Raw genomic sequence first — 25431 nt, 5'->3', positions numbered from 1 at the left:
TAAAACCGTAAAGGCAGGTCATGGCTCAAACTTCTGCTGGAAATCCCGATGTTCCCGATATGGGGCGTCGCCAATTTATGAATTTGCTGACGTTCGGTACAGTCACAGGTGTGGCACTGGGCGCACTCTATCCCGTTGTCCAGTATTTTGTTCCTCCGTCGAGTGGGGCTGCTGGTGGCGGTGTCACAGCTAAAGATGCCTTGGGTAACGACATCATCGTTAGCGAATATTTGACTTCGCACCCTGCGGGCGATCGCAGTTTGGCCCAAGGCCTCAAAGGCGACCCCACCTATCTTGTGGTGCAAAAAGACTTAACTCTGGCTGAATACGGCATCAACGCAGTCTGCACTCACTTGGGTTGCGTCGTACCTTGGAATGCTAGCGAAAACAAGTTTATGTGTCCTTGCCACGGTTCTCAATACAACAGTGAGGGCAAAGTGGTACGCGGCCCCGCACCTTTGTCTCTGGCCCTGGCCCACGCCACTGTTGCAGATGACAAGATTGCTTTTACCCCTTGGAAAGAAACAGATTTCCGCACCGGCGAAGCACCTACCTGGTCTTAAATGATTTTGGATTTTGGATTTTAGATTTTAGATTGACAGTCAGCGGTAAAACCCAAAGATAATAGCCTCCTAAAGCAGTCTAAGAATTCCAAATTCCAAATTCCAAATCCCAAATTCCAAATACAAAATTGTCTGACCTTTGAGTGAGATTGAATACTTTGATGCCACAAACTAACTTATCTGCGATATTTCGCCGCAGTGCCAGGACGATCGCCAAAACTGCCTTAATTGCGATCGCCGCCGCCGGATTTTTTCTCAGTAGCGACATCGCACTTCCCCAAGCAGCATTTGCTTACCCTTTCTGGGCTCAGCAAACAGCACCAGCTACTCCCCGCGAAGCAACTGGCAAAATTGTTTGCGCTAACTGTCACCTCGGTGCCAAACCAACAGAAGTTGAAGTACCGCAATCCGTTTTACCTGACACAGTGTTTGAAGCTGTGGTCAAGCTTCCCTACGATCAAAGCGTGCAGCAAGTTACCGGCGACGGTAGCAAAGGCGGCTTGAATGTCGGCGCAGTAGTGATGTTACCCGAAGGTTTCAAAATTGCTCCCGCTGACAGAATTCCCGAAGAAATGAAGGAAAAAGTCGGCGATCTTTACTTCCAACCTTACAGCGAAACCCAAGAAAATATTGTTTTAGTAGGCCCGCTGCCTGGTGAACAATACAAAGAATTGGTATTCCCAGTTTTGTCGCCAAATCCCGCAACTGACAAGTCAGTTCACTACGGCAAATATCTAATTTATGTCGGCGGAAATCGCGGTCGCGGTCAGGTTTATCCTACAGGCGCCAAGAGCAACAATACTGTTTATAATGCTTCGGTAGCTGGCACCATTTCTAAAATTTCTCAACCGGAAGATGGCGGTTATGAATTGACAATTCAACCAGCAGAAGGTGCAGCGGTTGTTGATACAATTCCCGCAGGTCCAGAACTGATTGTTACTGAAGGACAAACTGTTGCAGCAGGCGAACTTTTGACGAACAATCCTAATGTGGGTGGTTTCGGTCAAAAAGACGTGGAAATCGTGCTGCAAAGTGCCAATCGAGTTACAGGTTTGATGGCTTTCATCGCTTTGACAATGTTGGCTCAAATCATGCTGGTTCTCAAGAAGAAACAGGTCGAAAAAGTACAAGCTGCTGAAATGAATTTCTAAGCGCGGCTTTAATTAGTTGGGTAAAGCGATATGTGCGTGTCCAACTATTAAGTAAGTAAGGCGGGTATTCCCCGCCTTATTCTTTAGATAAATATCACAAACGCTCGATGATATAGCCTTTCAAAGGTGAGGTATGTCAGGCATAGGGCATAGGGCATGGGGCATAGGGCATGGGGCATACCTCATGTTTTTGAGAACCGCTATACGATAATTAAAACATTCTTATCTACTACATTCTTCGTACCTTCTACCCTCTTCCTTCTTCCTTCTTCCTTCTTCCTTCTTCCTTCTTCCTTCTTCCTTCTTCCAAATGACATCTACTATAAGAAGTAAAATAATGGCAATTGATGAGAAAACAATCCAAGTAGGTTCACTGGAATGGTTTTATCGGGAAGCAAATCCGGTAAACGAAAGTGATAAATCACCGGTGCTGCTGCTGCACGGTTTGCCTTCTCAAAGCTTTACCTGGACTTCGATTATGCCGGATTTGGCAACCCAGGGATTTCGATCTATCGCCCCGGATTGGGTGGGCTACGGGCGATCGACAAAACCAGACAAACGCGACTTTGCTTACACTCCCGATGCCTTTGTGGACGCCCTCGCTGGCTTTATTCAAACACTAGAACTAGACCGAGTTTCCCTAGTAGTCCAAGGCTTTTTAGCATCTGTCGGCATTCAATACGCTTTGAGAAACCCCGATAAAGTCGATCGTTTAGTAGTCATCAATACACCAATTTCAGCAGATATCAAATTGCCTTGGAAAATGCAGCAGTTGGGACTGCCTTTTATTGGCGACATGATGACGCAAGACCCGCTTTTGGTGGACAGAACCCTCGAAGGCGGCAGCCGCAAAATCATATCAGACAAGGATTTAGATGTTTACCGCAGCCCGTTTTTGAAGAGTTCGGATGCGGGGCGATCGCTAATGAACACAATCCGCAACATTCAATTACCGCAGTCAATGGCAGAAATTGAATCCGGCTTCCAAGGATGGACACAACCAACCTTATTTGTGTGGGGTTTGACTGACCCTTGGCTGAGTGTTGAACCCGCTAAAAAATTAGTCATTTCCATGAAAAATGCCGAGTTAGTCACCCTAGAAGAAGTCTCGCATTATCCTCAAGAACATTGGTCAGAAAAAGTTGGCAATGCTCTGATAACTTTTCTGCGCCGTCAGGAGGTAAAATAATATTTTGTACCTAACTCTCAGTGCCCGGTAGGGGCAGTACCCCGTGCCTGCCCGCAACGAGAAATCTAAAATCTAAAATCTGAAATCGATATGACTCGTCCCCGTTCATTTTTCGCCTTGATGATGGCGTGTTTGATGGCATTTCTGGTTAGTTGTAGCAGTGTCGAAGCAAAAGTTCCCACTACTTACACAACAGCCCAGATCCAGCAAATTCAGCGCTATGTTCCTACCCTGACAGAGTTCCGATCGCGCATGGACAACCTCGGAACCCTAATTCAGAAAAAAAATTGGATTGATGCCAAAACTTACATTCACGGCCCTCTAGGCGAATTGCGCGGCACGATGAAAACCGTGTCGGCCACTTTGTTGCCGAAATCTCAACAGCAAGCTATTGATTTGACCAAGAGTTTGTTTGCTGATTTGGTCGAGATTGATAACGCTGCTAAACTTGCTGATTATCCAAAAATCACTGCTAATTATAAAAAAGCTGTGAATGATTTCGATACTTTCTTGCAGCTACTTCCTAAAGCAGAGACGGCGGTTTAAACCGCGTCTACACAAACAAAGTCCGCCTCCGCGGACTGAAGACAATCGTGATGCAGACGGCGGTTGAAACCGCGTTTACACAAACAAAGCAGACGGCGGTTGAAACCGCGTCTACACAAACAAAGTCCGCCTCCGCGGACTGAACAGAATATCGTGAAACGTAATTTTTACGGCCAGTTAGTCAACCCGCGCAGGCGGGTTTTGTTTGTATAGAAGCGGTTTCAACCGCCCCGTCTTCTTCTATAAAATATAAAATCGCATGGTTCGCATTGCAATTATTGGTTGTGGTATTGTCGGGGCTTCGATCGCCTTTGAACTAAGTAAATTCCCCGAACTAAAAGTAACTGTATTCGACAAACACTGGCCCGCCCAAGGTTCTACAGGTGCAGCCCTCGGCGTTTTGATGGGAGTTATCAGTCACAAAACTAAGGGCAGAAATTGGCAGTTGAGGGAAACCAGCCTTCAGCATTACGAAACTTTGATTCCTGAATTGGAAACAGCAACGGGGCGAAAAATTCCGTTTAACAAACAGGGAATTTTGATGTTGTGTTCGGAAGGAGAAGATTTAACTAAGTGGGAAAAGTTGATAGCAACTCGCAAGTCTCAAGGTTGGCAATTAGAACTTTGGAATGTGGAACGAGTGCGCGAGTTTTGCCCTCATCTTGATTTAAATAATAACATAATTGCAGCAATTTATTCGCCTCAAGACAGACAAATCGATCCCACCGCACTAACTTTGGCTTTGGTGGATGCTGCTAAACAGAATGGGGTGATTTTTGAGTTTGGGGTAGAAGTTGAAGGATCGGCGATTGCTGCTAGTGGCGAGTTCGATCGACTAATTGTATCCGCTGGCCTAGGTTCTGCGGCTGTCACCGCGTCGTTAAATCAATTGGTGGACATTCGCCCGGTATTGGGACAAGCGCTGCATTTGCGCCTGAAACATCCTTTAGGAAACCCAGATTTTGCGCCAGTAATTACCTGCGATGATGTCCATATTGTGCCTTTGGCAAATCAAGAATGTTGGGTAGGCGCGACGGTGGAGTTTCCCGAAAGTGGCGGAGAAATTCAGGCGAATACTGATATGTTGGAGGAAGTGATGGCAAGGGCGATCGCACTTTATCCCGCCTTAGCCGAAGCTGAAATCCTCAAAAAATGGTCGGGATTGCGCCCGCGCCCGGAAGGACGCCCGGCCCCAATTATCGAGACGCTTCCCGGTGACAGCAAGGTTTTCATCGCTAGTGGCCACTACCGCAACGGTGTGCTGCTGGCCCCTGCAACCGCGCGATCGATCCGAGAGATGATTTTGCAATAATTTACAAATGTTAATACAATAAATAAAGCCATTCATATCTTACATCTCAAAATGTCCGACAAACCTTTAGGTAAACCCCGCTCCTTGTGGCGAGTAATATTATTGTCAGTAGTCAGCTTAATGCTATATTACGGCTGGTACAAATGGATTATCCAAGAAGAATTGCGGAGTTATAACGGCAAAGGTTGGTCGGGGACACTTTGCTTGCTTCCCTTTGTTTTAGGAGTAGCCATTCCCCAAGCTTTGCGGCTATTCGATCCCGACGTTCCCGGATGGTTTGGTTGGTTTTCATTCGTAGGAATTGCTTGGATTTACATCGTGCAGTTCAAACTTTATAACACAGTTAACGAATTGTATCGCCAAGAAGGACTCAAAGAACCGTTAACAGTTTGGTGGATTTTTGTACCTGGTTTGAATCTAGTTGTCGGTTTGCGCCAAATTCATTTTCTCAGCCAGTTTTGGGCGAGAAAACAGGGAATTGAAGTCAAGGATAATTTAGCTGAAAGCATTCCTTTCCTGTCAGCTAACGCTTAAGGAGAAAGTTTTCATAGCGATATCCTAGGTTTGTAGTGAGGACTTCAGTCCTTTCTTTATGCTTAAGTTAATTAGAACTCTTCCTCAGAGGTTTGTAGTGAGGACTTCAGTCCTTTCTCTATATTTGAGTTAATTAGGACTAAAGTCCTCACTACAAACCTTAATTAGGACTAAAGTCCTTACTACGAACCCAATCACCAGAATCGATTCGGCAAATCTGCCAGAATCTGTTTAAGTTCCGGTTCATTAACCCGCTTAATTGCTTTCGGAATACTTACCCACTGTCGCTTTCTACAACTAGCTTCCGGCCAATTTTCCAGAACAGTTTGTACTTGTAGTAAAAATACTTCTACCTGACAAATATAGCCAGACTTCTGATACTCATAAGTTCCCAGCAAATCCGGGAACACCTTACCCAACAAACCCGCTTCTTCCCAAGCTTCCTTAGCCGCAGAATCTTGAGGAGTCATGTCAGGTTCAATTAGCCCTTTAGGAATCACCCACCGCTTACCTGTTGAAGAAGTAATCACCATTACTTCAATTTGTCCGTTTTGAATACGGTAGGGAATGACAGCCGATTGTTCTACCAATACAATAGTTCTTGTACTCATGATTTATGCAATCTTTAGGGTGCAAAGGCTGCTTCAACTTGATTTACAGTTGAAGATTCAAAATAAAAATGTCGATACACCCTGATTATCTATTAGAACTGACGCGCCAGTACAGCAAAACCAGTTTATTTTCAGAAAAATAGTAGCTGGTAGTCATTTCCTCAGAATAAAATCCAGGTTTATTTATTGAGTATGATTGCTTAATTTCTATCTGCCATTTCTCAGCCGAGACAATAACTAAGTCAGAAATAGAAATATTTAGGATTTTGCCTGTGCTTAAAATACCAAACTTCAATGCAAGACAGCTAAAAAATAAGATTATTTTAATAACAGGGCGATCGCAAACCGCGACTTTAACCACACCTAACACAAATAAGGGCGTTTCGAGACTTTGGGTGCATCTCACTTTTGAAGAGGGCGAAGCATGACCGCATATAAGTTATTAGTTATAATCCCATATTGACTGCGGTCATGCTTCGCCCCTACAAACATATTTGCCTTCATTGAGATGCACCCGAGACTTTTGCCAAATTCATCAACAAAGTTGATAGCTACTATTGACCGGGCGAACTGTCTCCCAGGATACCTAATGCTAGAATTGTTGTAACTCTTTGATATATAGTAAAGATGATGATAGCCGTCCCAGGTTCGACATTTGCGATCGCCTCCTCAATGCTAGTTATTATGCAAGGTGCACCGCAGCGCACCTTACCGCTATCAAAAAGCCTAATCTTTCTTCGACTTAGCCTCCAGATTTTCCATCCGACTCTTCAAATCTAGATTCTCCTTTTTCACCTGATCTAACTCTTCCCGCAACTGCTTCACCGCTGCATCAGAACCAGCATTTTTCTGCACTCTTTGCACCGCTTCATCAGCCATCATACGGACGCGGCCGTCGGGAGTTTGGTCAGCTAAAGAACGCAAAATGCGAATAGCTTTGCGAGTTTCCATCTGTCCTAAACCCACAACTACAGATACTTGAGTCAAGAAAAACGTCTCTTTAGCAAGTTCCGCGAGTCGCTGCAAAATTCGTTCTAAATTAAGCTTAGTTTGACCTGTCGAAATTGTCCCCAAAGAGCGAATTGCAGACAAGCGCAAAGCTTGCGGAGTACCGACGGCTGTGTATTTCAAAATCAGGTTTAGCGCATCTTCCGAAGTTTTCATTTGCGCCAAACCGGAGATCGCACCCGATCGCACAACCTCATTCCAGCCCTGACGCTCTTTCAGTACCAACTTTAACTCTTTTAGTACCTGTTCGTCCGTCGGTTTTTCATCCGGGTTAGCCCCTGCGATCGAGCCCATAGCACTCGCTGCGGCCGCTTCTACATAATAGCTGGCGTCGCCTTTTTCAACGATCGCCCTCAGCGCCTTATAAGTCTCGTGAGTCTTGATTTTACCCAGCGCATTCACCACCGCGCGGCGCACCCTAGCATCTTTATCCTTCAAACCAACTACTAAACCGTCAAAAGCTTGATCGAGTTTAATCTCAACTAACTGACTCGCAACTTCTGCGCGCACCGCCCAAAACGACTCTTTATTGAGAACTTCTGACAGCGTATTTACCGCTTCTAGTCCTCCCTTTTTCGCCAAAGCTTGGGCGGCATAAATCCGGGAAACCGGGTCTGGATCGAACTGCAACTGAGCTTTTAGTTCGGCAACTCCATACTCTAAAACAACTGTTTTTAAGTATTTATTGCCAACATCAAAACTGATAAATGCAGGCTTCTCTTCGAGGGGGAAATAGAAACTTTGCTCGCGTTCGTGGACTCGGACTGTGAAAGTTTTTAGGTTCGCAGAACTGTCATCATCTGCATCTTTTTCCGGCTTGTACCCGAAGCCGATCGGAATTCTGAGGTCAAAGACATCTTTGCTATTACCGTTCCCATTTTTGCTGTCTTTTACCTGAGTTTGGGTAACAGTAACTTTGGCTAATTTGCTATCGCCGTCCCAGGAATAAGCAACTTTGTAATCTGGATGACCGCCGCGATAAACGTATTGGTCAAACAAAAACGTCAGATTGCGACCAGTGGCTTTTTCGATCGCCCTGAGCAAATCGATCGTTTCCACAGTTTGGTGAGCGTTATCGCGCACAAAAGTGTGAATTGCTTTGTAAAATAGTTCGTCGCCCAACTCCGCGCGAATCATGTGATAAACGCAAGCGCCTTTTTCGTACAAATGGCGATCGTACAATTCGATCGCTTCGCGGTAAACGTGAGTAACCATCGGGCGGCGGTAGCGAGAACTGTCTTCAGCTAAATAATTGCGGGCTTCACCTAACATATAATAAGCCGCATCTTCTTTGCCGTATTCTTTGTCAGTCCACAGCACCTCACAATAGGAAGCCATGCCTTCTTTGATCCAAGCATGAGACCAATGTTTAATTACTACTAAATCGCCGAACCACTGGTGAGCTAATTCGTGGGCGACTAAACTTTCAGTACCGCGATTGTCAAGGCTGGCGCGTTCATCTAACAAGCACCTATCTGTTAGCAAAGTTGTCGAAGTATTTTCCATCCCGCCGAAGATGAAATCATCGACACAAACTTGAGCGTATTTAGGAAAAGGGTAAGGATAGCCAAATGCTTTTGAGAAGAACTCAATCATTTGAGGCGTTTTGCCCATGCTGCGCTTACCGTCTGCTTCGCGACCTTTTTCGACGTAATAATTAACTGGTTTGCCGTTCCATTCGTCTTTGATTTCTGCAAAATCTCCGACTGCTAATGTCATTAAATATGTCGGGTGAACTTGAGTTTGCGACCAGTGATAAATCTTATCATCGCCGTCATTTTTTGTGCTAATTAATTCACCGTTAGATATTGCAAAAAGTTGTCGGGGAACTTGCACTCGAATTTCGGAAGTTGCCAACTGTCCGGGATAGTCGAAACAGGGAAACCAGAAGCGGGAATCTTCGTCTTCACCTTGAGTCCAAACTTGGGTTGGTTTGTCTGGATAGTGTTTGTCTGGGCCGACGAAATAGAGACCGCGCTGGGGTTTTTCTACCGAGTAGGCGATCGCAATTGTAATTGGTTCGTAAGCTACTGTTGGTTCGTGCAGTTGAATTTGCAGCACTTCGCCGTCGCTGTCGAAACTTTGCTCGGTGTCGCCGACTTTTACTGATTTAATATTCAGGTTGACAGCATCTAAGGTTAATTTGTCAATACCGCTGCGGACAGGATTTATGCGGATGCTGCAAGTGCCGCGAAAACTTTGTTTGGGAATATCCAGCACTAAATCGAGGAAAATATGCTCTACTTGTCCGGGGCGATCGGGGTTGTAGTGGGGTCTAGCACCGGGCATCTCGAAGGATTTGTGGCTGTTTTCAGCATCAAAGTAGGTGTGTGACATTGTGATTGAGGAGTTGTGAGTCGATCGGCGATCGCTAGCAGTGGCGAGGAAAGCTGAACTGCCAGCATAATTACAGAGTAGCGCGTCCCAGTTGCTGTTGTCGCTAATCTTGTTGAAAATTGGGGCGATCGTTGCCGGGATGGAAAAAAAGATTTTTTAGCTACAATATCAGCAAGGCTAATGTCTGCAATCATCAGCCTGCAATTGAAATTCAGAGGGAAATCTGCATGACAGCTACACTATCAGTTCCCAGTTCGATCGCATCTTGGTTAGGTGACGAAGCCGAAGACTTGCTCACCCATCAAGCCAAAGTTTCTAAAGACTTGTTGCACCTGCCGGGCCCGGATTGGGTCGATCGCATTTTCGCTCAAACCGATCGCTCTCCTCAAGTTTTGCGATCGCTCCAGCAACTCTATTCTAGCGGACGCTTGGCAAATACCGGCTATTTATCCATCCTGCCAGTAGACCAAGGAATCGAACACTCCGCAGCCGCATCTTTTGCACCAAATCCCATCTATTTTGACAGTGAAAACATCATCAGACTCGCAATCTCTGCGGGCTGCAACGCTGTCGCGACAACCCTCGGAGTTTTGGGCAGCGTCTCCCGAAAATACGCGCACAAAATCCCTTTCATTCTCAAACTAAATCACAACGAACTGCTAACTTATCCCAATCAATCCGACCAAATAATGTTTGCTTCCGTCGAACAAGCTTGGAATTTGGGAGCCGTTGCAGTCGGAGCAACAATTTACTTTGGTTCCCCAGAATCGACGCGACAAATCCAAGAAGTCAGTCAAGCTTTTGCCCACGCTCACGAGTACGGAATGGCAACAATTTTGTGGTGCTACCTCCGCAACGATATCTTCAAACAAGACAAAGATTATCACCTTGCCGCTGACTTAACTGGTCAAGCAAATCACTTAGGAGTAACAATTCAAGCCGACATCATCAAGCAGAAATTGCCCGAATTTAACAACGGGTACGCAGCAGTTGCGAAAGCCAGCGGTCACAGTTACGGCAAAACCGACAGCCGCGTGTATTCAGATTTGACAACCGATCACCCGATCGATCTCACCCGCTATCAAGTCCTCAACTGTTATGCAGGAAGGATGGGTTTAATCAACTCCGGCGGTGCTTCAGGGAAAACTGATTTTGCCGAAGCAATTCGCACCGCAGTCATCAACAAACGCGCAGGTGGCTGCGGCTTAATTTCCGGCCGCAAAACCTTTCAGCGTCCCTTTGAAGAAGGCGTAAAATTGTTCCACGCCATTCAAGACGTTTACTTGTCGCCCGAAATCACGATCGCCTAAAAATTCACAGCACTAAAAGCAGGGTGCGCGCTGTGCGCTCAATGCTATCTGGCGCGGCGATGTCGGGAGCATCTCGGTTTTGCATTTGTAGTGCGAGTTCTGGAAGTGCTCGCACTGTAAAAAAATGCTTTTTGCGAAAATGAGATGCTTCCGCGATGTCTCACTTCTAAGTCCAAAGAACAAAGTTGAGGAACAGGTGCAGTTGTATAGCAATCGCCACAGCGGCGAGGACATAAATAACCTCATGAATAAAGGCGAGAACTCATAGCATAAACGGTTTGATTTCCGTACTGTGCAACTCTTCTATTTCGCGATCGAGCTCTTCTGTCAACTATAGCCTTTCTCAAAAAGATGAGGCACTCGTTTAGATTTTAGATTAGCCCGCCTGCGACTTCGCTTGGAGGGTAAGGATTGAGGAATTGAGAGATCGAGTCGGTCTTTTGCGTCATCTTTTTGAGAACTGCTATATCAACTGTCAACTGTCAACTATCAACTGTCAACTATCAACAGTCAACAGTCAACAGTCAACTATCAACTGTCAACTATCAACTATCAACAGTCAACAGTCAACAGTCAACAGTCAACAGTCAACTATCAACAGTCAACAGTCAACAGTCAACAGTCAACAGTCAACTATTAATGAGCGGTATAGCCCCCATCAATTACCAATTCTGAACCAGTAACAAACTTAGATTCATCCGATGCCAGATAAAGAATACCGTAGGCAACATCATCAGGTTCACCCATATGCCCCACGGGATGCAAGCTATCAAGCATTTTCCGTCCTTCTGTCACATCGCCTTGTTCGGCCAACAACTTCTCTACCAGCGGTGTCCAGATAAATGCCGGATGAACTGAATTAACCCGAATGTTATTTTTAGCATACAATAGCGCATCTGTTTTAGTCATCAACCGCACTGCTCCCTTTGAGGCATGATAAGGAGGCATATCGGGGCCGCCAACCAATCCGTAAACAGAAGACAAATTAATAATGCTGCCACCTCCCGTTTCTAGCATGGAAATCAAAACGTGTTTAGTACAGAGGAAAACACCATTTACGTTTATTACCATCAACGCATTCCATTCATCTTCTGCGATTTCGTGAGTGGGTTTATTGATGCCCACAATGCCTGCATTGTTCACTAAAATGTCAATTTTGCCCCACTTTTCTCGGACTTCAGACACCACCTGTTTAACGATCGCTTCTTTTGTAACATTTAGATCCCAGTATTCTGCCTGTCCTCCTTTTTCGGTAATCTCTGCTACCAAATCTCTGCCTTCCTTCTCTGCTATATCTGTTACCGCAACACAGGCTCCTTCTCTCGCCAGTAGCAGACAAGTCGCCCTACCAATTCCCGAAGCCCCACCTGTGACAACCGCAACTTTCCCTTCTACCCTATTCATAAAAACCTCTTCCAGAAATGAGTTAAAACAGTCACATCTCCTGCACCAACCAGCTTGGGCACAAGTATGGTGTAGGCGAAACCAACCAATCCGCCTGTCCATCCGGGCTACAGGTAGGATGTCGGGATGCCGACGAATATCTTACGCAAATAGTATAGTGGATCTGGAACCTGCTTGTACCAAGTGTGGGTTGTTGAACAAAGCCACAATCACTTGCTGTAGCTCAATCAAATTTTGTCGAAGTATGGCATTGGAGCGATCGTAGACGATCGGAAGCGAGAACCGGGCAAACAGCAGAAAACTATGATTTTACATGGCAATTTTTATTTTAATTAAGAGCATGATAGCAGGCATCTTTGAAAGATGGTCAACCGCTTTACAGCCCGATCGCTCTCACTACAAACTCAACGGAACTTTGCTGCTTTGTTTTGCCGTATGTTCCAGCCCTGCCATCACAAAACCGAAGTTTGGTAAGCGTTCGGCAAAAATTGCACCCATGCCCTGTGCCGTTGGTAACGTCCAATCTTTTTGCAACTCGGCAGCAATCGCGATCGTGTTGACGCACTTGACACCAGCTTGAGTCATCCGAGCCACAGCAGCGTTTTGCGTGGTGGTATTCCACGTGCCGGATGCGTCAATTACCGCATAAACATCATACCCTGCACCAACGGCAGAAATCGCTGGAAATGCCAAACAAACATCGGTGGTAACACCTGCCATAATTAGCTTTGGGCGAGCTGTTTGCTCTACAGCTTTGACAAAAGCTCGATCGTTCCAAGCGTTAATGATGACGCGATCGACGATCGGAACATTTGGCAGCGCCTGAAGTAGTTCGGGAAACAGAGGGCCGTTAGGGCCATTGGGATTGCTGGTAGTTAAAAGAGTTGGTAGGTTGAATAATTTCGCAACATCAGCTAAGTAGAGAGCGTTGTTTTTCAAATTTACTGGATCGATATCGGTAATGCCCAACAGCATAGTGCCCACTTGATGGTCAATCAGCAACATGGCAGCATTATCAGGCGTGAGTTGCTCGAAAAAAACATTGTTTGTAGTCATGGCGATCGTTATTTGGTGTGAATTTGTGAATGTATTGTGAAATTGGCGCGGGCGATGAATCTACAATTGTGTAAAGGGAACATTGTGATTGTGCTTGCGATGCAGGTTTTACTGCTTGAGAAGCAAACTCCCCAACAATCGATAGCAGTATCCGCCGAATATAATTCCAACTGCTCCAATTAATCCCAGAACTGGTGGAACAGGAGCAGGGAGTTTTAGTATACTAAATGCGATTCCAATAATCCAGCCGCACATTAAAGCTTTTCCTGCATCTTGAAGAAAACTCATTGTTTGACTCCCGTTTCAGCGTCGTTTTCGGAGGTAGATATCTCTATAGATTCGCGATCGCTGCCCTGCAATCAGAGCAGCGTTGCTCAAGCAACTCAAAGCGTCCAGGGTGGCGGAGACATCGGTTGATTTTGGTCATCCCAATTCTGAGTTCCAGCAGGCATAGCACAAATTACTTCTAGCTGATCCTCGCCATGATTCACGAGATTGTGATAAACATGGGGAGGAACAATCATCGTGTCGCCTGCTTGAAGTTCTACTTCTTGATCCCCGATCGTTCCCTTCATCGTTCCAGCCATGCAGTACACAATCTCTTCGTGATCGTGCACATGAGTTGGATTGAGTGCGCCCGGTTCGAGTTCTGCATGAAACATCAGAACTTCACTTGCACCTGTGCTAGGGGCTGCTATTTTCGTTACAACGACTCCTGGTACTTCAAATTTATCAGCGTTGTTACCGCGAACAATTGTCATAATTCCTCTCCTTTGATAGATAGTTTTGGTGAACCTTAACTTAGACGAAATAGTAACACTATTTCCCAGGTTTATGAAAAATAAATCGAGCTGGTGCTTCCCTATAAATCATAAATTCAATTTAAAGATTACTAAAGAAGCACCTTACAGATTGGCTCAAGAAACTCCCACAATTATAGGAATTTCCGCTGATTCTTTAGCGAATTACTTGATTGCTCCTGCGGCAACAGGCTGAGGTTTTTTTGACTGTTCTGTTACACTGGCTGCTGGTGAATGTAAATGGGATTCTAGGAACCACAAACGCTTGTCGATCGCCCGCGAAATTTCCGTGTACAAATCTGCCGTATCGGCATCTCCCAAAACGGAAGTTTGTTCGATGCAAAATCGGACTGATTTGCCATAAATCGCCAAGCGATCGGCTAAAGCGATGATATGATCCGTGCCATCTGCGATATCAAACGGATACTCTGACAGTTCTGACTGTTGTGCCGAAATTATGGCGGTTCCGAGGGCGTAGCCTCCCAGTGTGGTAATTCGTTCCGCTACCAGATCGGTAAATTCTTCAACTTGGGAGGCAATTTCATCAAACAGCAAATGAAGTTGATAGAAGTCCTTGCCTTTGACGTTCCAATGTGCTTGTTTGACTTGAGTTTTGAGGTCGATCGTGGATGCGAGAGTTTGGTTGAGTAGGCCGATCGCCCGATCGCGAATTGGTGCAGCTAAATCGATGCGAGTTGCATAAAGCGGTTGGTTAGCAGTCATGGATTTACCTCTAATTGTTGTTTGAGCGTCGCTGTCAGGGTTTGGCGATCGCACGCGCCGTCATAGCGCAGACAATTGATAAAAAAAGTCGGTGTTTGACAGACGCCGCTGTGGATACCGCTGGCCAAGTCCTCCCGCACTCGATCGGCATAAATGTGTGCCGCCATGTCGCGCAGGAACTGCATCACATCGAGTCCCAAAGCATCTGCATACTCAGCCAAGTAGCCATTACCAAGGGCGTGTTGGTGGTGGAACAAATAATCGTGCATTTGCCAAAATTTTCCTTGTCTAGCAGCCGCTTCAGCAGCTTCCGCCGCCTGTTGCGCTTGGGGATGCAAGTGATTTCGGGGAAAGTGCCGGAAGACAAAACAAACTTGTTCTCCAAAATGCTGCTGGAGGTGTTGTACAATGTCGTGGGCTTCTGCACATTTAGGACATTGATAGTCGCCGTATTCCACTAGGGTAATAGCGGCAACATCTAATCCTTGAATGCGATCGCGACTGCTGACAGGAATAACTAGGACACTCACGGTGTTCTTTTGAGCGGTATGAAACTAAGTTTCGCCGATGTTCCTACTTTTGCAATCGGAGCAAAGGTTTGTTTTAAGTCAATCTAAAGGTCTAGTGTGGCTCCACCTTTAGATTGAGTAAGCTGCTGCGATCGCTCCGAATCGTTGATTTAACTATTCAATTTTGGTTGTTTTGCTACTCAAAATTGCGTTTTGCCCGTCTGCGGTTGCTTTGTTGAAAGCTTGCCGCGCGATCGAGCCTTTAAACAGTGCTGCACTCACGAGTACGTTAGAATCGAGAACAAATTTTATTTGAGATCGCAGAAAAACCCGGTGTTGCAGCTTTCAGCATTTGGCGACGGACTTGTTCTAGTCGATCGCGATTAATCGGGAGCAATCGCTACACGCGGTTCAATCCGATCGCGAGTTATTGGCCGTTCATCTTCGGAAAAAAACCCTTAATGAATTTCGCTAATTTTTTCGTGTACGAACGTACACAATTACGCGACCGAATAAAAACTATTTAGCTCAAATCCGGTAACTACGGAATTATTCAACCACAGAAGGACTCGCCTACAGCTTAGCAATACCGCGTTTGAGAGCCACGATCGCAGCTTGAGTTCGATCGCCCACACCGAGTTTGCTCAAAATGCTGTTGACATGAGTTTTTACCGTACTCTCGGCAATTCTGAGGGTGAGGCCGATTTCCAGATTGCTTTGGCCCTTCGCCATCTGCTGCAATACTTCGCGTTCGCGATCGGTCAATTCAGGCATCTGAGCGCGTTCCGCCAGCCTCGCACCGACAGCCGGAGAAATGTGATTTTTGCCCGTACAAACCTGGCGAATTGCGCTGAGAATCTCTTGCGTAGAGGCATCTTTGAGCAGGTAAGACTTGGCACCAGCCCGCAGTCCCCGGTAGATGTCTTCATCTCCGTCATAGGTGGTAAGCAAGATAATACAAGCGGTGGAAAATTCGGTGCGAATTGCGACGATCGCTTCTACGCCGCCCATTTCTGGCATTCGCAAATCCATCAGCGTTACGTCGGGTTGCAGTTGGCGAAAAACCTCGACGGCTTCTCTTCCGTTGCTGGCTTCTCCCACAACAGTCATATCGGTTTGGTTGTCCAAAATTAACGCCAAGCCTTCCCGCAAAATCGGGTGATCGTCGGCAAGTAAGATACGCAGGGGAGTGTTAGTCATGGCGGTGCGATCGCAACTGTGACGATCGTTTCAGTTCCTGCTCCTAGTTTGCTACGAATTTGGAGTTGTGCGCCGATCGCCCCAGCTCGATCGCTCATCCCAACTAAACCCAAGCCCCGCCCTTCTGTCTGCTGAGGATTGAACCCGCAGCCATCATCACATATCCGCAGTTGGATGTGCTCGCAAGAGTAGGTGAGTTCGAGATGAATATTTTGAGGTTGGGCGTGGCGAAGCGCGTTGGTGAGCGATTCCTGGGCAATGCGGAGCAGATTCATACTGAGGGTGGCATCCAAACAATAGGGCGTGCCGTCTACGCTGACGGTGATGCGTGTGGTAGCTCCGGTGGTCATTTGCTCGACTAATCGCGTCAGGGAATCAGCCAAACCACAAGCAGCCCGATCGCTGTAGTAAAGCAGCCAAACAGAGCGCCTCGCTTCTGCTAGCCCTTGTTTGGCTAAATCCTGAGCGCGGGTAATGCAGGCTTGGGTGCGATCGGGCGATCGATCGAGAAACTCGGTGGCGGCGTTGAGTTGCATGACTACTCCTGTAAGCGATTGGGCGAGGGAATCGTGAATGTCTCGCGCCATGCGGTTGCGCTCTTCGAGGATGGCAGCTTGACGGTTTTCTGCGGCAAGGCGGGTCAGTTCGACTGCTAGCGTCACCTGATGTGCCAGCGCCTGAGCGAGTTCGATTTGCTGGGTGGTGAACTGACGATCGCTCGGTAGATAAACAGCCAGTGCGCCAACGGTTCTGTCCCCTAGATTAAGCGGCACATTGAGAAACTGAGTCACACCGCGATCGACATACCACTTACTAGCATCCATGCCCATCTGTTGAGCGATCCACTGACCTACAAAATCCTCGTCTGTTCCCATGCCCTGATAAATGGAATAGTCTTGGCGATGCCGCCAATCTTCATGGTTGGCCAGTTCGGGTGGAATCGGCATCCCAATAGTGCCGGGATGTCCGGGTTGAGCCTCTGGTGTCAACAGTTGTCCTTGATAGTAAGACAAGCCCACAAAAGCTAAATGGTTGGATTCGGGATGATACCAATACTCTGTCAGCGGTGATTGAAATTGAGTGGCGATCGCCCCCAACACATGACCCAAAAACCGATCTAAATCTGGCTCTGTTGCTAGCACATCAAGCGACTGTTTTAAGGCTTCATTGGCTTTGGTTAGCTCTGCGGCGCGCGCTTGTTCCGCCCTCAGCAAAGTTTGCTGGGCTTCTCGAAGTTCGGTGATATTGGTTTGCGTCCCCCAGCCGCCTGTCAGATAGCCATCCTCGATCGTGCAAACCGTATTATTCAAAAAGTAGAGCTTTCTACCGTTGCGATCAACTTCTTCGGATTCAGCATTGCGAATTCGATATCCACCCTCAATTTGGGCGCGCATGAATGCCTTATTTTTCTCTGAGTTGGCAACGTGAACATCCGTCATCCGAAACCCGATGACATCTTCTGGCTTGTCATATCCATACATCGCAGCAAAGGCAGCATTTGCCTCGGCGATGTACATATAGCGGTAGGAAAGTTCAACTTGCTCATCAACCGGTAGCGTAACTGGAATCGGTTCGTCAAATGCAGCGCGGTGAATTCCTTCGCTGCTGAGTTCAAACAAAGTGCGGTAGCGTTTTTCTGATTCTGCCAGTTGGGCGATCGCCCTTTGCAGTTCAGCATTGATGCGTTCCAATTCGGCGGCGCGTTCTTGTTCTGCTTGCAAGATAGCTTTCTGGGTGCGTTGACGCTCGATCGCGCTGCCGATACAAGCCGCCGCCGTTTTCAAGATTGTGAGTTCAGCCAAATCTCGATGCTTAGCTTCTCGGCAGTCATCAAGCCCCACCACTCCCCAAAATTGTCTCTCGATAAAAATAGGCACAATGTGTAGTGCCTTCACACCGATCGCGGCTTGCCCACTACGAAATGGTTCCGGCATCTCTTCCAGTAGGTAGCTAATTCCTTCACCTCGACTAAACTTACCGTACCACTCTTCGATTTCTTTATAAGTTCCTTGAGCAACTTCAGCATGGGAAATTTGTGGCACTGTATCGAGTGAATTCCACTCATATAGCACCCGCCACCACGGAAATGATGAATCGTTGGGATGCGTAAAATTCTCGATTACACTCAGTCGATCGGTTTCCAAGCATTCTCCAATAATTTGCAGTGCCGTATTAATGGCTTCATCCAAGTTTTCGACGATGAGTAAGGCATTGGCAGCCGTAGCGGTGGCTTCAAGAATGCGATCGCGCTTCTCCAATCGCTGATTCTGTGCTTCGAGTTCCGCAACTCGTTGTTGCTCTGCCTGCAAGATAGCTTTCTGGGTACGATCGCGCCTAATTGCACTACCAATACAATCAGCTATTGTTTTCAAAACTGCAACTTCCCCCCGGCTGACGCGAATTGGTTCCTGACAGTAATCAAAACACAATACTCCCCACCACTGCCCATTAACTCGAATCGGTGTAGAGTAAGTTGACTGCACCTGAACTGCTTTAAACGCACTCCGCAACGGTTCATCCCATTCATCAATCAACCCTCCAAATCCATCGCCCAGATCGAAGTATCGTTCCATAAATTCTTCTATACCTTGGGAACTGATACTGCCTGATTTCAGGTGAGAAATTTGCGCTACTGTACCCTGTCTTACCCACTCATAAATAACGGTGTGATACGCAGGCTTGTTCGATGTGGCATCGAGGAAGTTTTCGAGAATATTAATCCGATCGCAACCAGAGGCTTCCCCAAGAATTTGCAAAGCCGAATTCACGGCTTCATCGAAGTTTTCCAAGGTTAGTGAGGCGTTGACAGCTTTTGCGGTAGCTTCTAAAAGGCGATCGCGATTTTCTAATAAACGGTTTTGCGCTTCCAGTTGGGCGACTCGTTCCTGTTCTGCTTGCAGCACTGATTTCTGTGTGCGTAGCGCTGCTTGGCGCAACCTTTCGCGCCTAATTGCACTACCAATACAAGCCGCTGCCGTTTTCAAGATTGCCAATTCAGCCGAACTTCGATGCTTGGCTTCCCGACAGTCATCAAAACCCACCATTCCCCAAAATTGACTTTCTACAAAGATAGGAACAACGTGTAAAGCTTTAACACCGATTGCTGCTTGTCCGCTGCGAAACGGTTCAGGCATATTCTCTAGTAGATAACTGATACCTTGACCTTGACTCAAACGCTCATACCAGTCCTCAATTCCCTCATAAGTTCCTTGGGCTGCTTCAGGATGAGAAATTTGTGACACGGTGTGGGGTGAATTCCACTCATACAATAGCTTCCAGCATGGTAAAGGTTGAGATGGGCTGTCAAAATGATCGATTACACTCAGTCGATCGGTCTCTAAGCACTCCCCGATGATTTGCAGGGCAGAATTGACCGCTTCGTCCAAGTTCTCAACGGTGAGTAAGGCTTTAGCAGCCGTTGCTGTGGCTTCGTTGAGGCGATCGCGAGCTTTTGAACACCGCAGTTGTGCATTCTCCTGCTTTAGTTGAGCCAATTGTGACTGCAATTGCTGCATCGATTCCGACTGATTTAATGGGTTCATCGGTTTGACGTGCGATGTATTGTCTGCCTGTATCTATTTTGCTGTCTTCCCAGAAAGTTGGAGCGCGATCGATATATAATTTTCCAATGCCTCACAGCCTCATTTTAAATCTACTGCCAGTTGCACCCATTCCATCCCAATTTTTAACGGGACGGCACCTCCACGCCTTATTTCTCAACCTTGTGAGTGCTGTAGACACAGATTTGAGCGCGTACCTGCACGACCAATCTAATGAAAAAGCTTTTACTTTAAGCCCTTTCCAAGTCAGCAAAAAAGAGGTTTACAAAGCCAGCACACCGCAGCCACAAAAGAGAGTTTTGCCTCCGGCTTCGCGCGCAACCCAGGCTGTACAGTGGGAACACAAGCAAGCAATTGGGGAAAATACGCCGATTTGGTGGCGCATTTCTCTGCTGGATGACGGTTTGTTCGATCGGCTAACTGAACTTTGGCAGCAACTCAACTTTGATCGCCCGTGGCATTTGGGCCCTACAAATTTGTACGTGACGAACATTGTCAGCCAACCGCAATCACATCAGCCGTGGGTGAATTGTTGCAGTTACGCCGAATTGTTCGAGATAGCTTCGGAAACCGATCGCCAAATTGCGTTTACTTTCTGCACTCCTACGAATTTTCGGCAAGGTGTGTACGATAGTGCGATGCCAAGTAGAGAAAGTGTATTTGGCAGTTTGGCGAATCGCTGGAACAAGTATAGCGAAATTGCGATCGAACCTACATTCACAGAAGCTATTTTTCCCAGTTTTTTCAATATCCGCACAGAAGTTTGTACGGATTCTCGCAGTAAATTTATTGGCTGTGTCGGCGAGGTTAGTTACCGAATTATGGGAGATATAGATCCTGCTACTATTAAGCAAATTAACGCTTTAGCAGATTTTGCACTTTACAGCGGAGTCGGGCGCAAAACGCCGATGGGTATGGGAATGACGCGCCGATTGCCTAATTTTTAATTATTAGACTTGAATTGCAAGCCCTAGCTAGGACGCTGCTGGAAGCAACATCCCACCCTAAAAAAACATTTTTGTGGGATGGGCGTCTCGCCCGTCCCAAAATTTGATTAAAAAAATATTTTTGTGGGATGGGCGTCTCGCCCGTCCCAAAATTTGATTAAAAAAACATCTTTGTGGAATCGGCGTCCCGCCCGTCCCAAAATTTGATTAAAAAAATATTTTTGTGGGATGGGCGTCCCGCCCGTCCCAAAATTCGATCAAAAAAACAGAGAAAAAGTTGTCTATTCACCTTTCGGCTTAATTTCACTGACAATTTCATAAACATCAGTATCGGGAATTTTGGCAAACAAAGGCGTCATCTGCTTCAATATTTCCTGATAAGCTTCGCTTTGATTTGCTGCCATCTCTTCTATGCTTTCCCAAAAAATGATCGCAATCCCTTTGTCAGTATTGGGCAATTGCAGCAGGTATGCTCCTTTAAAACCTGTGGCATAGGTTGCAACGGCTTTGCCAAAAAGTTCTTCTGCTTCTTTAAATTTTCCTGGTTTAAATTCGCCAATCGCCACGTAGGCAAACTGATGTCTGAGAAAGTCTAAAAATTCTGACATATCATTGTCCTCAAAAAATCGCGCTCCACCAAATTATAGCAGTTGTCAGAAAGATGAGGAATTGACCGATTAATCCCTCAATTCCTCCATCCTCCAATCCTCCAATCTAAAATCTAAAATCTAAAATCTAAAATCAGAATCTGTACCTCACCTTTTTGAGAAAGGCTATATATTTTACCCTCTTGGCAGTAATTTTGTGAAGTTCACAGTTTGTAGTTTTCAGCGAGCTAAGCTGCGGATTGAGGAGACACTGCACCTAGCTGCGATCGCGCTTTACCCGTAAAAAACCGTAAAAAGTGGTTTTTTGCAATAACCCTATTGAAAATCTTAAATTTTACAGCAAAAATCATAACATAAAAATAAAAACAAAGTAAAGAGCGCACTCAAGAACATGAAAAAAATATTAGTAATTGAAGACAATAACTTAATCCGAGAAACAGTTTTAGAACTTCTGCAATCGCGAGGTTTTGAAGCTGTGGGCGCCGAAAACGGACAAGTTGGCATCCAGTTAGCGATCGCCCAAATTCCCGACTTAATTTTGTCTGATGTCATGATGCCGAAACTAAACGGTTTTGAAGTTTTCGCGGCATTGCGATCGTATCCAGCAACGGCCAGGATTCCGTTTATTTTTATGACAGCCTCCGAAATGGAAAAAGCCCAGGAACTCAAAGCCGACGGCTATCTGAGCAAACCTTGCAGCATCACAGAAATCCTGCGGGCGATCGCAACTCAACTAGAAAAACCGACAATTACCAACCCAAAATATCAAAAAGTAGCGGACAATTCTGCACCATCAAATCTCAGCAAGCGCGCCCGCGAGCAAAAATATCGGTTTGAGATTGCGTCGATTTGCTCGCAATGACGCGCACACTAACGTTATTCATACATAACTTCAGGGAATTTGAAATTGGTTCCAGCCGGCGGTGACTTAGACTGGGTATGTTGAATTTGGTAAAAAAGTCATGAACCCACAACCCAAAGGCCGCCTAGTTTGGAATCACTCTACTCACCTTCAGGGTTTGATACCAATTTTAGAGCGCCTGACTCTGAGAATGGGCATTCAAACCGTTACCCCCGGCGTCATTAACAAAGTTAAAGGACACATCCCCCACATGACATTAAGAGTGTCAGTACCCATTCGCGGGGGATTTAAAATTATTGCCAGACAGGGCAAAACTGTACAAGAAGTCTTTATATTAACCACTCTCAGTCAAGGGGACTTGGAAGAGACGATCGCCCAAACCCTAGCCAAGTGACAATTTTTGCTGAGCTAGCAAAGCCCGGGCTTTAACCCCCAAAGTTTCATCGCTTTGGGCCATTTCCTGTAGTCTGGCCCAAACTTCCGCTAACCAATCCGGTTTCACAGTCGCAGCACCAGCCAAAGCTTGTAAACCTCCCGCCGCTGCGTAGCGAACCACCCATTCCGGATCTCGGGACGCTTGCAGCAGCGTTTTCACCACGCGAATTTGAGCGCCTGCAATTTGTTCTGGCGGCATAAGTTCCCAGCAAATCGTCCCCAAACCCCTAGCAGCCGCCCGCCGCACGCTCAAAGCAAAGTCATTCGCCGCCGCCTCGATCAAAATTTCTAAACCCCTAGGATCGCCAATTCCCGCCAAAGCCCGAACCGCCCAAGCTCTCGCTCCGTAATTGTAGCCGTCAAGCTGTTCTAGCAGCGGCAGCACCGCAGGTTCTCCGAGTTGAATCAGCCCGTCAACGGCGGCCACAGCGGCGCCGGGGTTGTTGTAGCCGAGGACTGTAATTAAGGTAGGAATTGCTTCTTTTGACTCAGCCGCCGCCAGTGCTTTGACAGTATTTAACAAGCCTTCGGAAGAATCTGCTTGTTCGACTGCGCGAATTAGTTCTAATGCCATTTATTTATAAAATCTACCGTGACCATTGTCATTGTAGGTTGGCTCGATCGCGCGATCGAACTTTTTGCAGCCTCACCCACGAAGAGCGCGATCGCAACAGGTAAGGAAACAGCACTGCTCTGTCCTGAATTTAAAGCAAACAATTGAGAATCGCTCCAGAAATCCTATGTCATCTGATGTCAAAAAACACCAACCAGAATCAAATAGGTTTGTAGTGAGGACTTCAGTCCGCATAAAATCAAAGGAATTGCCTGCCACTAATGTCAGAACACACCAACCAGAATCAAATAGGTTTGTAGTGAGGACTTCAGTCCGCATAAAATCAAAGGAATTGCCTTCCTCACTACAAAAAATCTTACAGGTAATCGACAGAAAATTAAATATGTTACAACTAATTTTTGTTCACAGTAAACTATCCATTAAATCCATAACTTGGATAGCTTCATCGGACAAAGATAGAGATGCTTGTTGATTGAGATGATGTTCCAAAACTCCTTTGAGCGCAATTAATTTCATGCTATTTTCTGCTAAAGTTTCAGCAATAGCTGGCGCTGAGGGCAAATAGCCGATCGCCCCCAAGTCCATCAAAGCCGATCGGCGCAACTGCAAATTATCCCCATTCAAAGCAGTTACCAACCGCTCTCCGTAAACCCGATCGCCAGTCAACTGATACATCGCCCGTGCCGCAGCGTACTGCACCCGCTCCACAGAATGCTCTAAAAAAGGTGAAATTAGCGGTATAGCTTCTGTCGCTTGCAGCGTACCCAAAGCTTCAATTACCGAGTCGTAAGGCTGCACGAGGTGCGATTTTCCAGGCACTCGCAGGGCCACAGCTACGCCCCCATCTAAGAGCTGCATCAGCGGTGGAATGGAATCGATCTCGCCCAGCATTTCTAGAGCTTGAGCCGCCGCTTCCCGCACGTAATAATCGGCGCATTCCAAACAATGAGTCAGGGCGGGTAAGGCTTGTTTGTCGCCCAATTTTCCCAGCGCCCGCGCCGCATTTCGCAGTAGGGAATAGTCGCCGATTTTTGTTTGTTCTGATTCTTCTTGCAAGGCCGCAATTAAAGCGGCAATAACTGCGGGTTCCTTGACTCGAAATCTGCCCACCCACCAAGCAGCATAATACCGGAGACTGTAATCTTCTGAGTGCAAATTTGCGATCGCCTGTTCTAGTGTTAAAGATTCGCCCTCAGCTACGCCCGTCGGCGGTGAGTCAGATTCGTCATAATTCATAATTTTTAATATGGCTTAGGAAACTCGGCGATTGAAATCGCGACTACACAGACAAAACCCGAGCCCAGAGGGGTTGGGGAAACTCGGCGATTTAAATCGCGACTACACAGACAAAACCCGAGCCCAGAGGGGTTGGGGAAACTCGGCGATTTAAATCGCGACTACACAGACAAAACCCGAGCCCAGAGGGGTTGTGGAAACTCGGCGATTTAAATCGCGACTACACAGACAAAACCCGAGCCCAGAGGGGTTAAATTAACTCTAACTCTTCGTCCGCGGAGGCGGACATTGTTTGTGTAGAAGCGATTTCAATCGCCCTTTTCGATCGCCTTTTTCCATCGCCCTTTTCAATCGCTATTAATTACGATGCGACGATGATTCAGATCATTATTCTGCGATCGCACTTAGCGGCTGAATGTTCACAATTTTGCCGCCCATGCGAGTAATCCGCTGCATTTCTTGATTCATCCGATTGTACGGCACGGTGATAAATGTACTCGCGCTCGATCGAATCGAATAATCGATATTTTCTGTATCGTCACTTTGGCGCAATCCCACAACTTCATACCGAAAACAGCGACCGGCGGAAGCTGTATTGCCACTTTTTCCAGCTACACTTTGACCCAACATAAGCTTCTTGGTAATTGCTAATTGGTACTTTGTCATTTGTCATTTGTCATTTGTCATTTGTCATTTGTCATCTCGCCCGCTCGCGAAGTCGAAGGGTGGTCATTTGTCATTTGTCATTTGTCATTTGCCTTGAGTTCAGAATTTACTCAGCACCTAATTATGTATGGTCAAGCACACCGCACCTTACGCAAAGTCTAATTAGCCAAGGGCCATCAATCTCTAGTAATTTTACTAATGACTGATGACTGATGACTGATGACTGATGACTAATGACTAATGACTGATGACTGATGACTAATGACTGATGACTAATGACTGATGACTGA

At 46.5% G+C, this 25431-nt stretch carries 26 protein-coding genes; 11 read left to right on the top strand and 15 right to left on the bottom strand.

From position 1 onward, the window contains the following. Positions 1 to 20: 20 nt before the first annotated feature. From petC to QZW47_RS04405, 6 genes are all read left to right on the top strand, one after another. On the top strand, positions 21 to 563 hold the full coding sequence (gene petC / locus QZW47_RS04430; protein WP_293124380.1) for a cytochrome b6-f complex iron-sulfur subunit: 543 nt from the start codon (positions 21 to 23) through the stop codon (positions 561 to 563). A 161-nt stretch (positions 564 to 724) separates the two neighbouring features. Then, positions 725 to 1714: a cytochrome f gene (gene petA, locus QZW47_RS04425; protein ID WP_293124378.1), complete on the top strand. Its 990-nt coding sequence runs from the start codon at positions 725 to 727 to the stop codon at positions 1712 to 1714. A gap of 337 nt (positions 1715 to 2051) precedes the next feature. Next, positions 2052 to 2903: an alpha/beta fold hydrolase gene (locus QZW47_RS04420; RefSeq protein ID WP_293124376.1), complete on the top strand. Its 852-nt coding sequence runs from the start codon at positions 2052 to 2054 to the stop codon at positions 2901 to 2903. Between the two features lie 90 nt (positions 2904 to 2993). Beyond that, entirely contained in the window at positions 2994 to 3449 is a 456-nt protein-coding gene (psbQ, locus tag QZW47_RS04415; RefSeq protein ID WP_293124375.1) for a photosystem II protein PsbQ, read from the top strand. Between the two features lie 259 nt (positions 3450 to 3708). Next, entirely contained in the window at positions 3709 to 4761 is a 1053-nt protein-coding gene (locus tag QZW47_RS04410) for an FAD-dependent oxidoreductase (protein ID WP_293124373.1), read from the top strand. 51 nt (positions 4762 to 4812) lie between these two features. Continuing rightward, complete coding sequence (locus QZW47_RS04405; RefSeq protein ID WP_293124371.1) at positions 4813 to 5295, top strand: hypothetical protein; 483 nt, start codon at positions 4813 to 4815, stop codon at positions 5293 to 5295. Positions 5296 to 5489: 194 nt separating this feature from the next. Here the strand turns inward: QZW47_RS04405 and QZW47_RS04400 are convergent, their stop codons facing one another. The 3 genes from QZW47_RS04400 to QZW47_RS04390 form a co-directional block, all read right to left on the bottom strand. Next, entirely contained in the window at positions 5490 to 5906 is a 417-nt protein-coding gene (locus QZW47_RS04400) for an NUDIX hydrolase (protein ID WP_293124369.1), read from the bottom strand. Positions 5907 to 6632: 726 nt separating this feature from the next. Beyond that, positions 6633 to 9251 carry a M1 family metallopeptidase gene (locus QZW47_RS04395; protein ID WP_293124367.1) on the bottom strand — a complete coding sequence of 873 codons (2619 nt, stop codon included), beginning with the start codon at positions 9249 to 9251 and terminating at the stop codon, positions 6633 to 6635. After that, positions 9155 to 9445 (bottom strand): hypothetical protein, encoded by a 291-nt coding sequence (locus tag QZW47_RS04390; RefSeq protein ID WP_293124365.1) that lies wholly within the window; start codon positions 9443 to 9445, stop codon positions 9155 to 9157. The genes QZW47_RS04395 and QZW47_RS04390 overlap by 97 nt, the downstream gene beginning before the upstream one ends. Positions 9446 to 9478: 33 nt before the next feature. On the opposite strand from QZW47_RS04390, the gene QZW47_RS04385 reads away from it, so the two are divergent. Next, entirely contained in the window at positions 9479 to 10561 is a 1083-nt protein-coding gene (locus tag QZW47_RS04385; RefSeq protein ID WP_293124363.1) for a class I fructose-bisphosphate aldolase, read from the top strand. A 636-nt stretch (positions 10562 to 11197) separates the two neighbouring features. Here the strand turns inward: QZW47_RS04385 and QZW47_RS04380 are convergent. From QZW47_RS04380 to QZW47_RS04345, 8 genes are all read right to left on the bottom strand, one after another. Beyond that, on the bottom strand, positions 11198 to 11965 hold the full coding sequence (locus QZW47_RS04380) for a glucose 1-dehydrogenase (protein WP_293124361.1): 768 nt from the start codon (positions 11963 to 11965) through the stop codon (positions 11198 to 11200). Positions 11966 to 12361: 396 nt separating this feature from the next. After that, positions 12362 to 13021, bottom strand: a complete 660-nt coding sequence (locus QZW47_RS04375) for an isochorismatase family protein (RefSeq protein ID WP_293124359.1) — start codon at positions 13019 to 13021, stop codon at positions 12362 to 12364. A 108-nt stretch (positions 13022 to 13129) separates the two neighbouring features. Then, positions 13130 to 13309 carry a XapX domain-containing protein gene (locus QZW47_RS04370; RefSeq protein ID WP_293124357.1) on the bottom strand — a complete coding sequence of 60 codons (180 nt, stop codon included), beginning with the start codon at positions 13307 to 13309 and terminating at the stop codon, positions 13130 to 13132. Between the two features lie 95 nt (positions 13310 to 13404). Next, positions 13405 to 13782 carry a cupin domain-containing protein gene (locus QZW47_RS04365; RefSeq protein WP_293124355.1) on the bottom strand — a complete coding sequence of 126 codons (378 nt, stop codon included), beginning with the start codon at positions 13780 to 13782 and terminating at the stop codon, positions 13405 to 13407. Between the two features lie 204 nt (positions 13783 to 13986). Beyond that, positions 13987 to 14544, bottom strand: coding sequence for a DNA starvation/stationary phase protection protein Dps (gene dps, locus QZW47_RS04360; protein WP_293124353.1), 558 nt, complete (start codon positions 14542 to 14544; stop codon positions 13987 to 13989). Next, a complete protein-coding gene (locus tag QZW47_RS04355; RefSeq protein ID WP_293124351.1) occupies positions 14541 to 15074 on the bottom strand; it encodes a DsbA family protein in 534 nt (177 codons plus the stop codon). Before QZW47_RS04355 ends, dps begins: the two co-directional genes overlap by 4 nt. Positions 15075 to 15626: 552 nt before the next feature. After that, on the bottom strand, positions 15627 to 16253 hold the full coding sequence (locus QZW47_RS04350; RefSeq protein WP_293124349.1) for a response regulator transcription factor: 627 nt from the start codon (positions 16251 to 16253) through the stop codon (positions 15627 to 15629). Next, positions 16250 to 19795, bottom strand: coding sequence for a GAF domain-containing protein (locus QZW47_RS04345; RefSeq protein ID WP_293124348.1), 3546 nt, complete (start codon positions 19793 to 19795; stop codon positions 16250 to 16252). The genes QZW47_RS04350 and QZW47_RS04345 overlap by 4 nt, the downstream gene beginning before the upstream one ends. Before the next feature lie 86 nt (positions 19796 to 19881). Between QZW47_RS04345 and cas6 the strand changes: the two genes are divergently transcribed. Then, positions 19882 to 20760: a CRISPR-associated endoribonuclease Cas6 gene (gene cas6, locus QZW47_RS04340; RefSeq protein ID WP_293124346.1), complete on the top strand. Its 879-nt coding sequence runs from the start codon at positions 19882 to 19884 to the stop codon at positions 20758 to 20760. Positions 20761 to 21041: 281 nt separating this feature from the next. Here the strand turns inward: cas6 and QZW47_RS04335 are convergent, their stop codons facing one another. Continuing rightward, a complete protein-coding gene (locus tag QZW47_RS04335; RefSeq protein ID WP_293124344.1) occupies positions 21042 to 21368 on the bottom strand; it encodes an antibiotic biosynthesis monooxygenase in 327 nt (108 codons plus the stop codon). Positions 21369 to 21759: 391 nt separating this feature from the next. Here QZW47_RS04335 and QZW47_RS04330 point away from each other — a divergent pair, with 391 nt between their 5' ends. Both QZW47_RS04330 and QZW47_RS04325 read left to right on the top strand, forming a co-directional pair. After that, positions 21760 to 22230 (top strand): response regulator, encoded by a 471-nt coding sequence (locus QZW47_RS04330; RefSeq protein ID WP_293124342.1) that lies wholly within the window; start codon positions 21760 to 21762, stop codon positions 22228 to 22230. A 100-nt stretch (positions 22231 to 22330) separates the two neighbouring features. After that, positions 22331 to 22624 (top strand): DUF2103 domain-containing protein, encoded by a 294-nt coding sequence (locus QZW47_RS04325; protein WP_293124340.1) that lies wholly within the window; start codon positions 22331 to 22333, stop codon positions 22622 to 22624. Here QZW47_RS04325 and QZW47_RS04320 read toward each other — a convergent pair. Further along, positions 22613 to 23239 carry a HEAT repeat domain-containing protein gene (locus QZW47_RS04320; RefSeq protein ID WP_293124338.1) on the bottom strand — a complete coding sequence of 209 codons (627 nt, stop codon included), beginning with the start codon at positions 23237 to 23239 and terminating at the stop codon, positions 22613 to 22615. The genes QZW47_RS04325 and QZW47_RS04320 overlap by 12 nt on opposite strands. An 18-nt stretch (positions 23240 to 23257) precedes the next feature. Here QZW47_RS04320 and QZW47_RS04315 point away from each other — a divergent pair, with 18 nt between their 5' ends. Continuing rightward, on the top strand, positions 23258 to 23386 hold the full coding sequence (locus tag QZW47_RS04315) for a hypothetical protein (RefSeq protein ID WP_293124336.1): 129 nt from the start codon (positions 23258 to 23260) through the stop codon (positions 23384 to 23386). A gap of 255 nt (positions 23387 to 23641) precedes the next feature. Here the strand turns inward: QZW47_RS04315 and QZW47_RS04310 are convergent, their stop codons facing one another. Further along, positions 23642 to 24475, bottom strand: coding sequence for a HEAT repeat domain-containing protein (locus QZW47_RS04310; RefSeq protein WP_293124334.1), 834 nt, complete (start codon positions 24473 to 24475; stop codon positions 23642 to 23644). Positions 24476 to 24862: 387 nt separating this feature from the next. Beyond that, entirely contained in the window at positions 24863 to 25141 is a 279-nt protein-coding gene (locus QZW47_RS04305; RefSeq protein WP_293124332.1) for a phycobilisome linker polypeptide, read from the bottom strand. Positions 25142 to 25431 lie beyond the last annotated feature (290 nt).

This window comes from Microcoleus sp. bin38.metabat.b11b12b14.051, from assembly GCF_013299165.1.
In the GTDB taxonomy this organism is placed as follows: Bacteria; Cyanobacteriota; Cyanobacteriia; order Cyanobacteriales; family Microcoleaceae; genus Microcoleus.
This window is presented reverse-complemented; position numbering and strand designations above follow the sequence as displayed.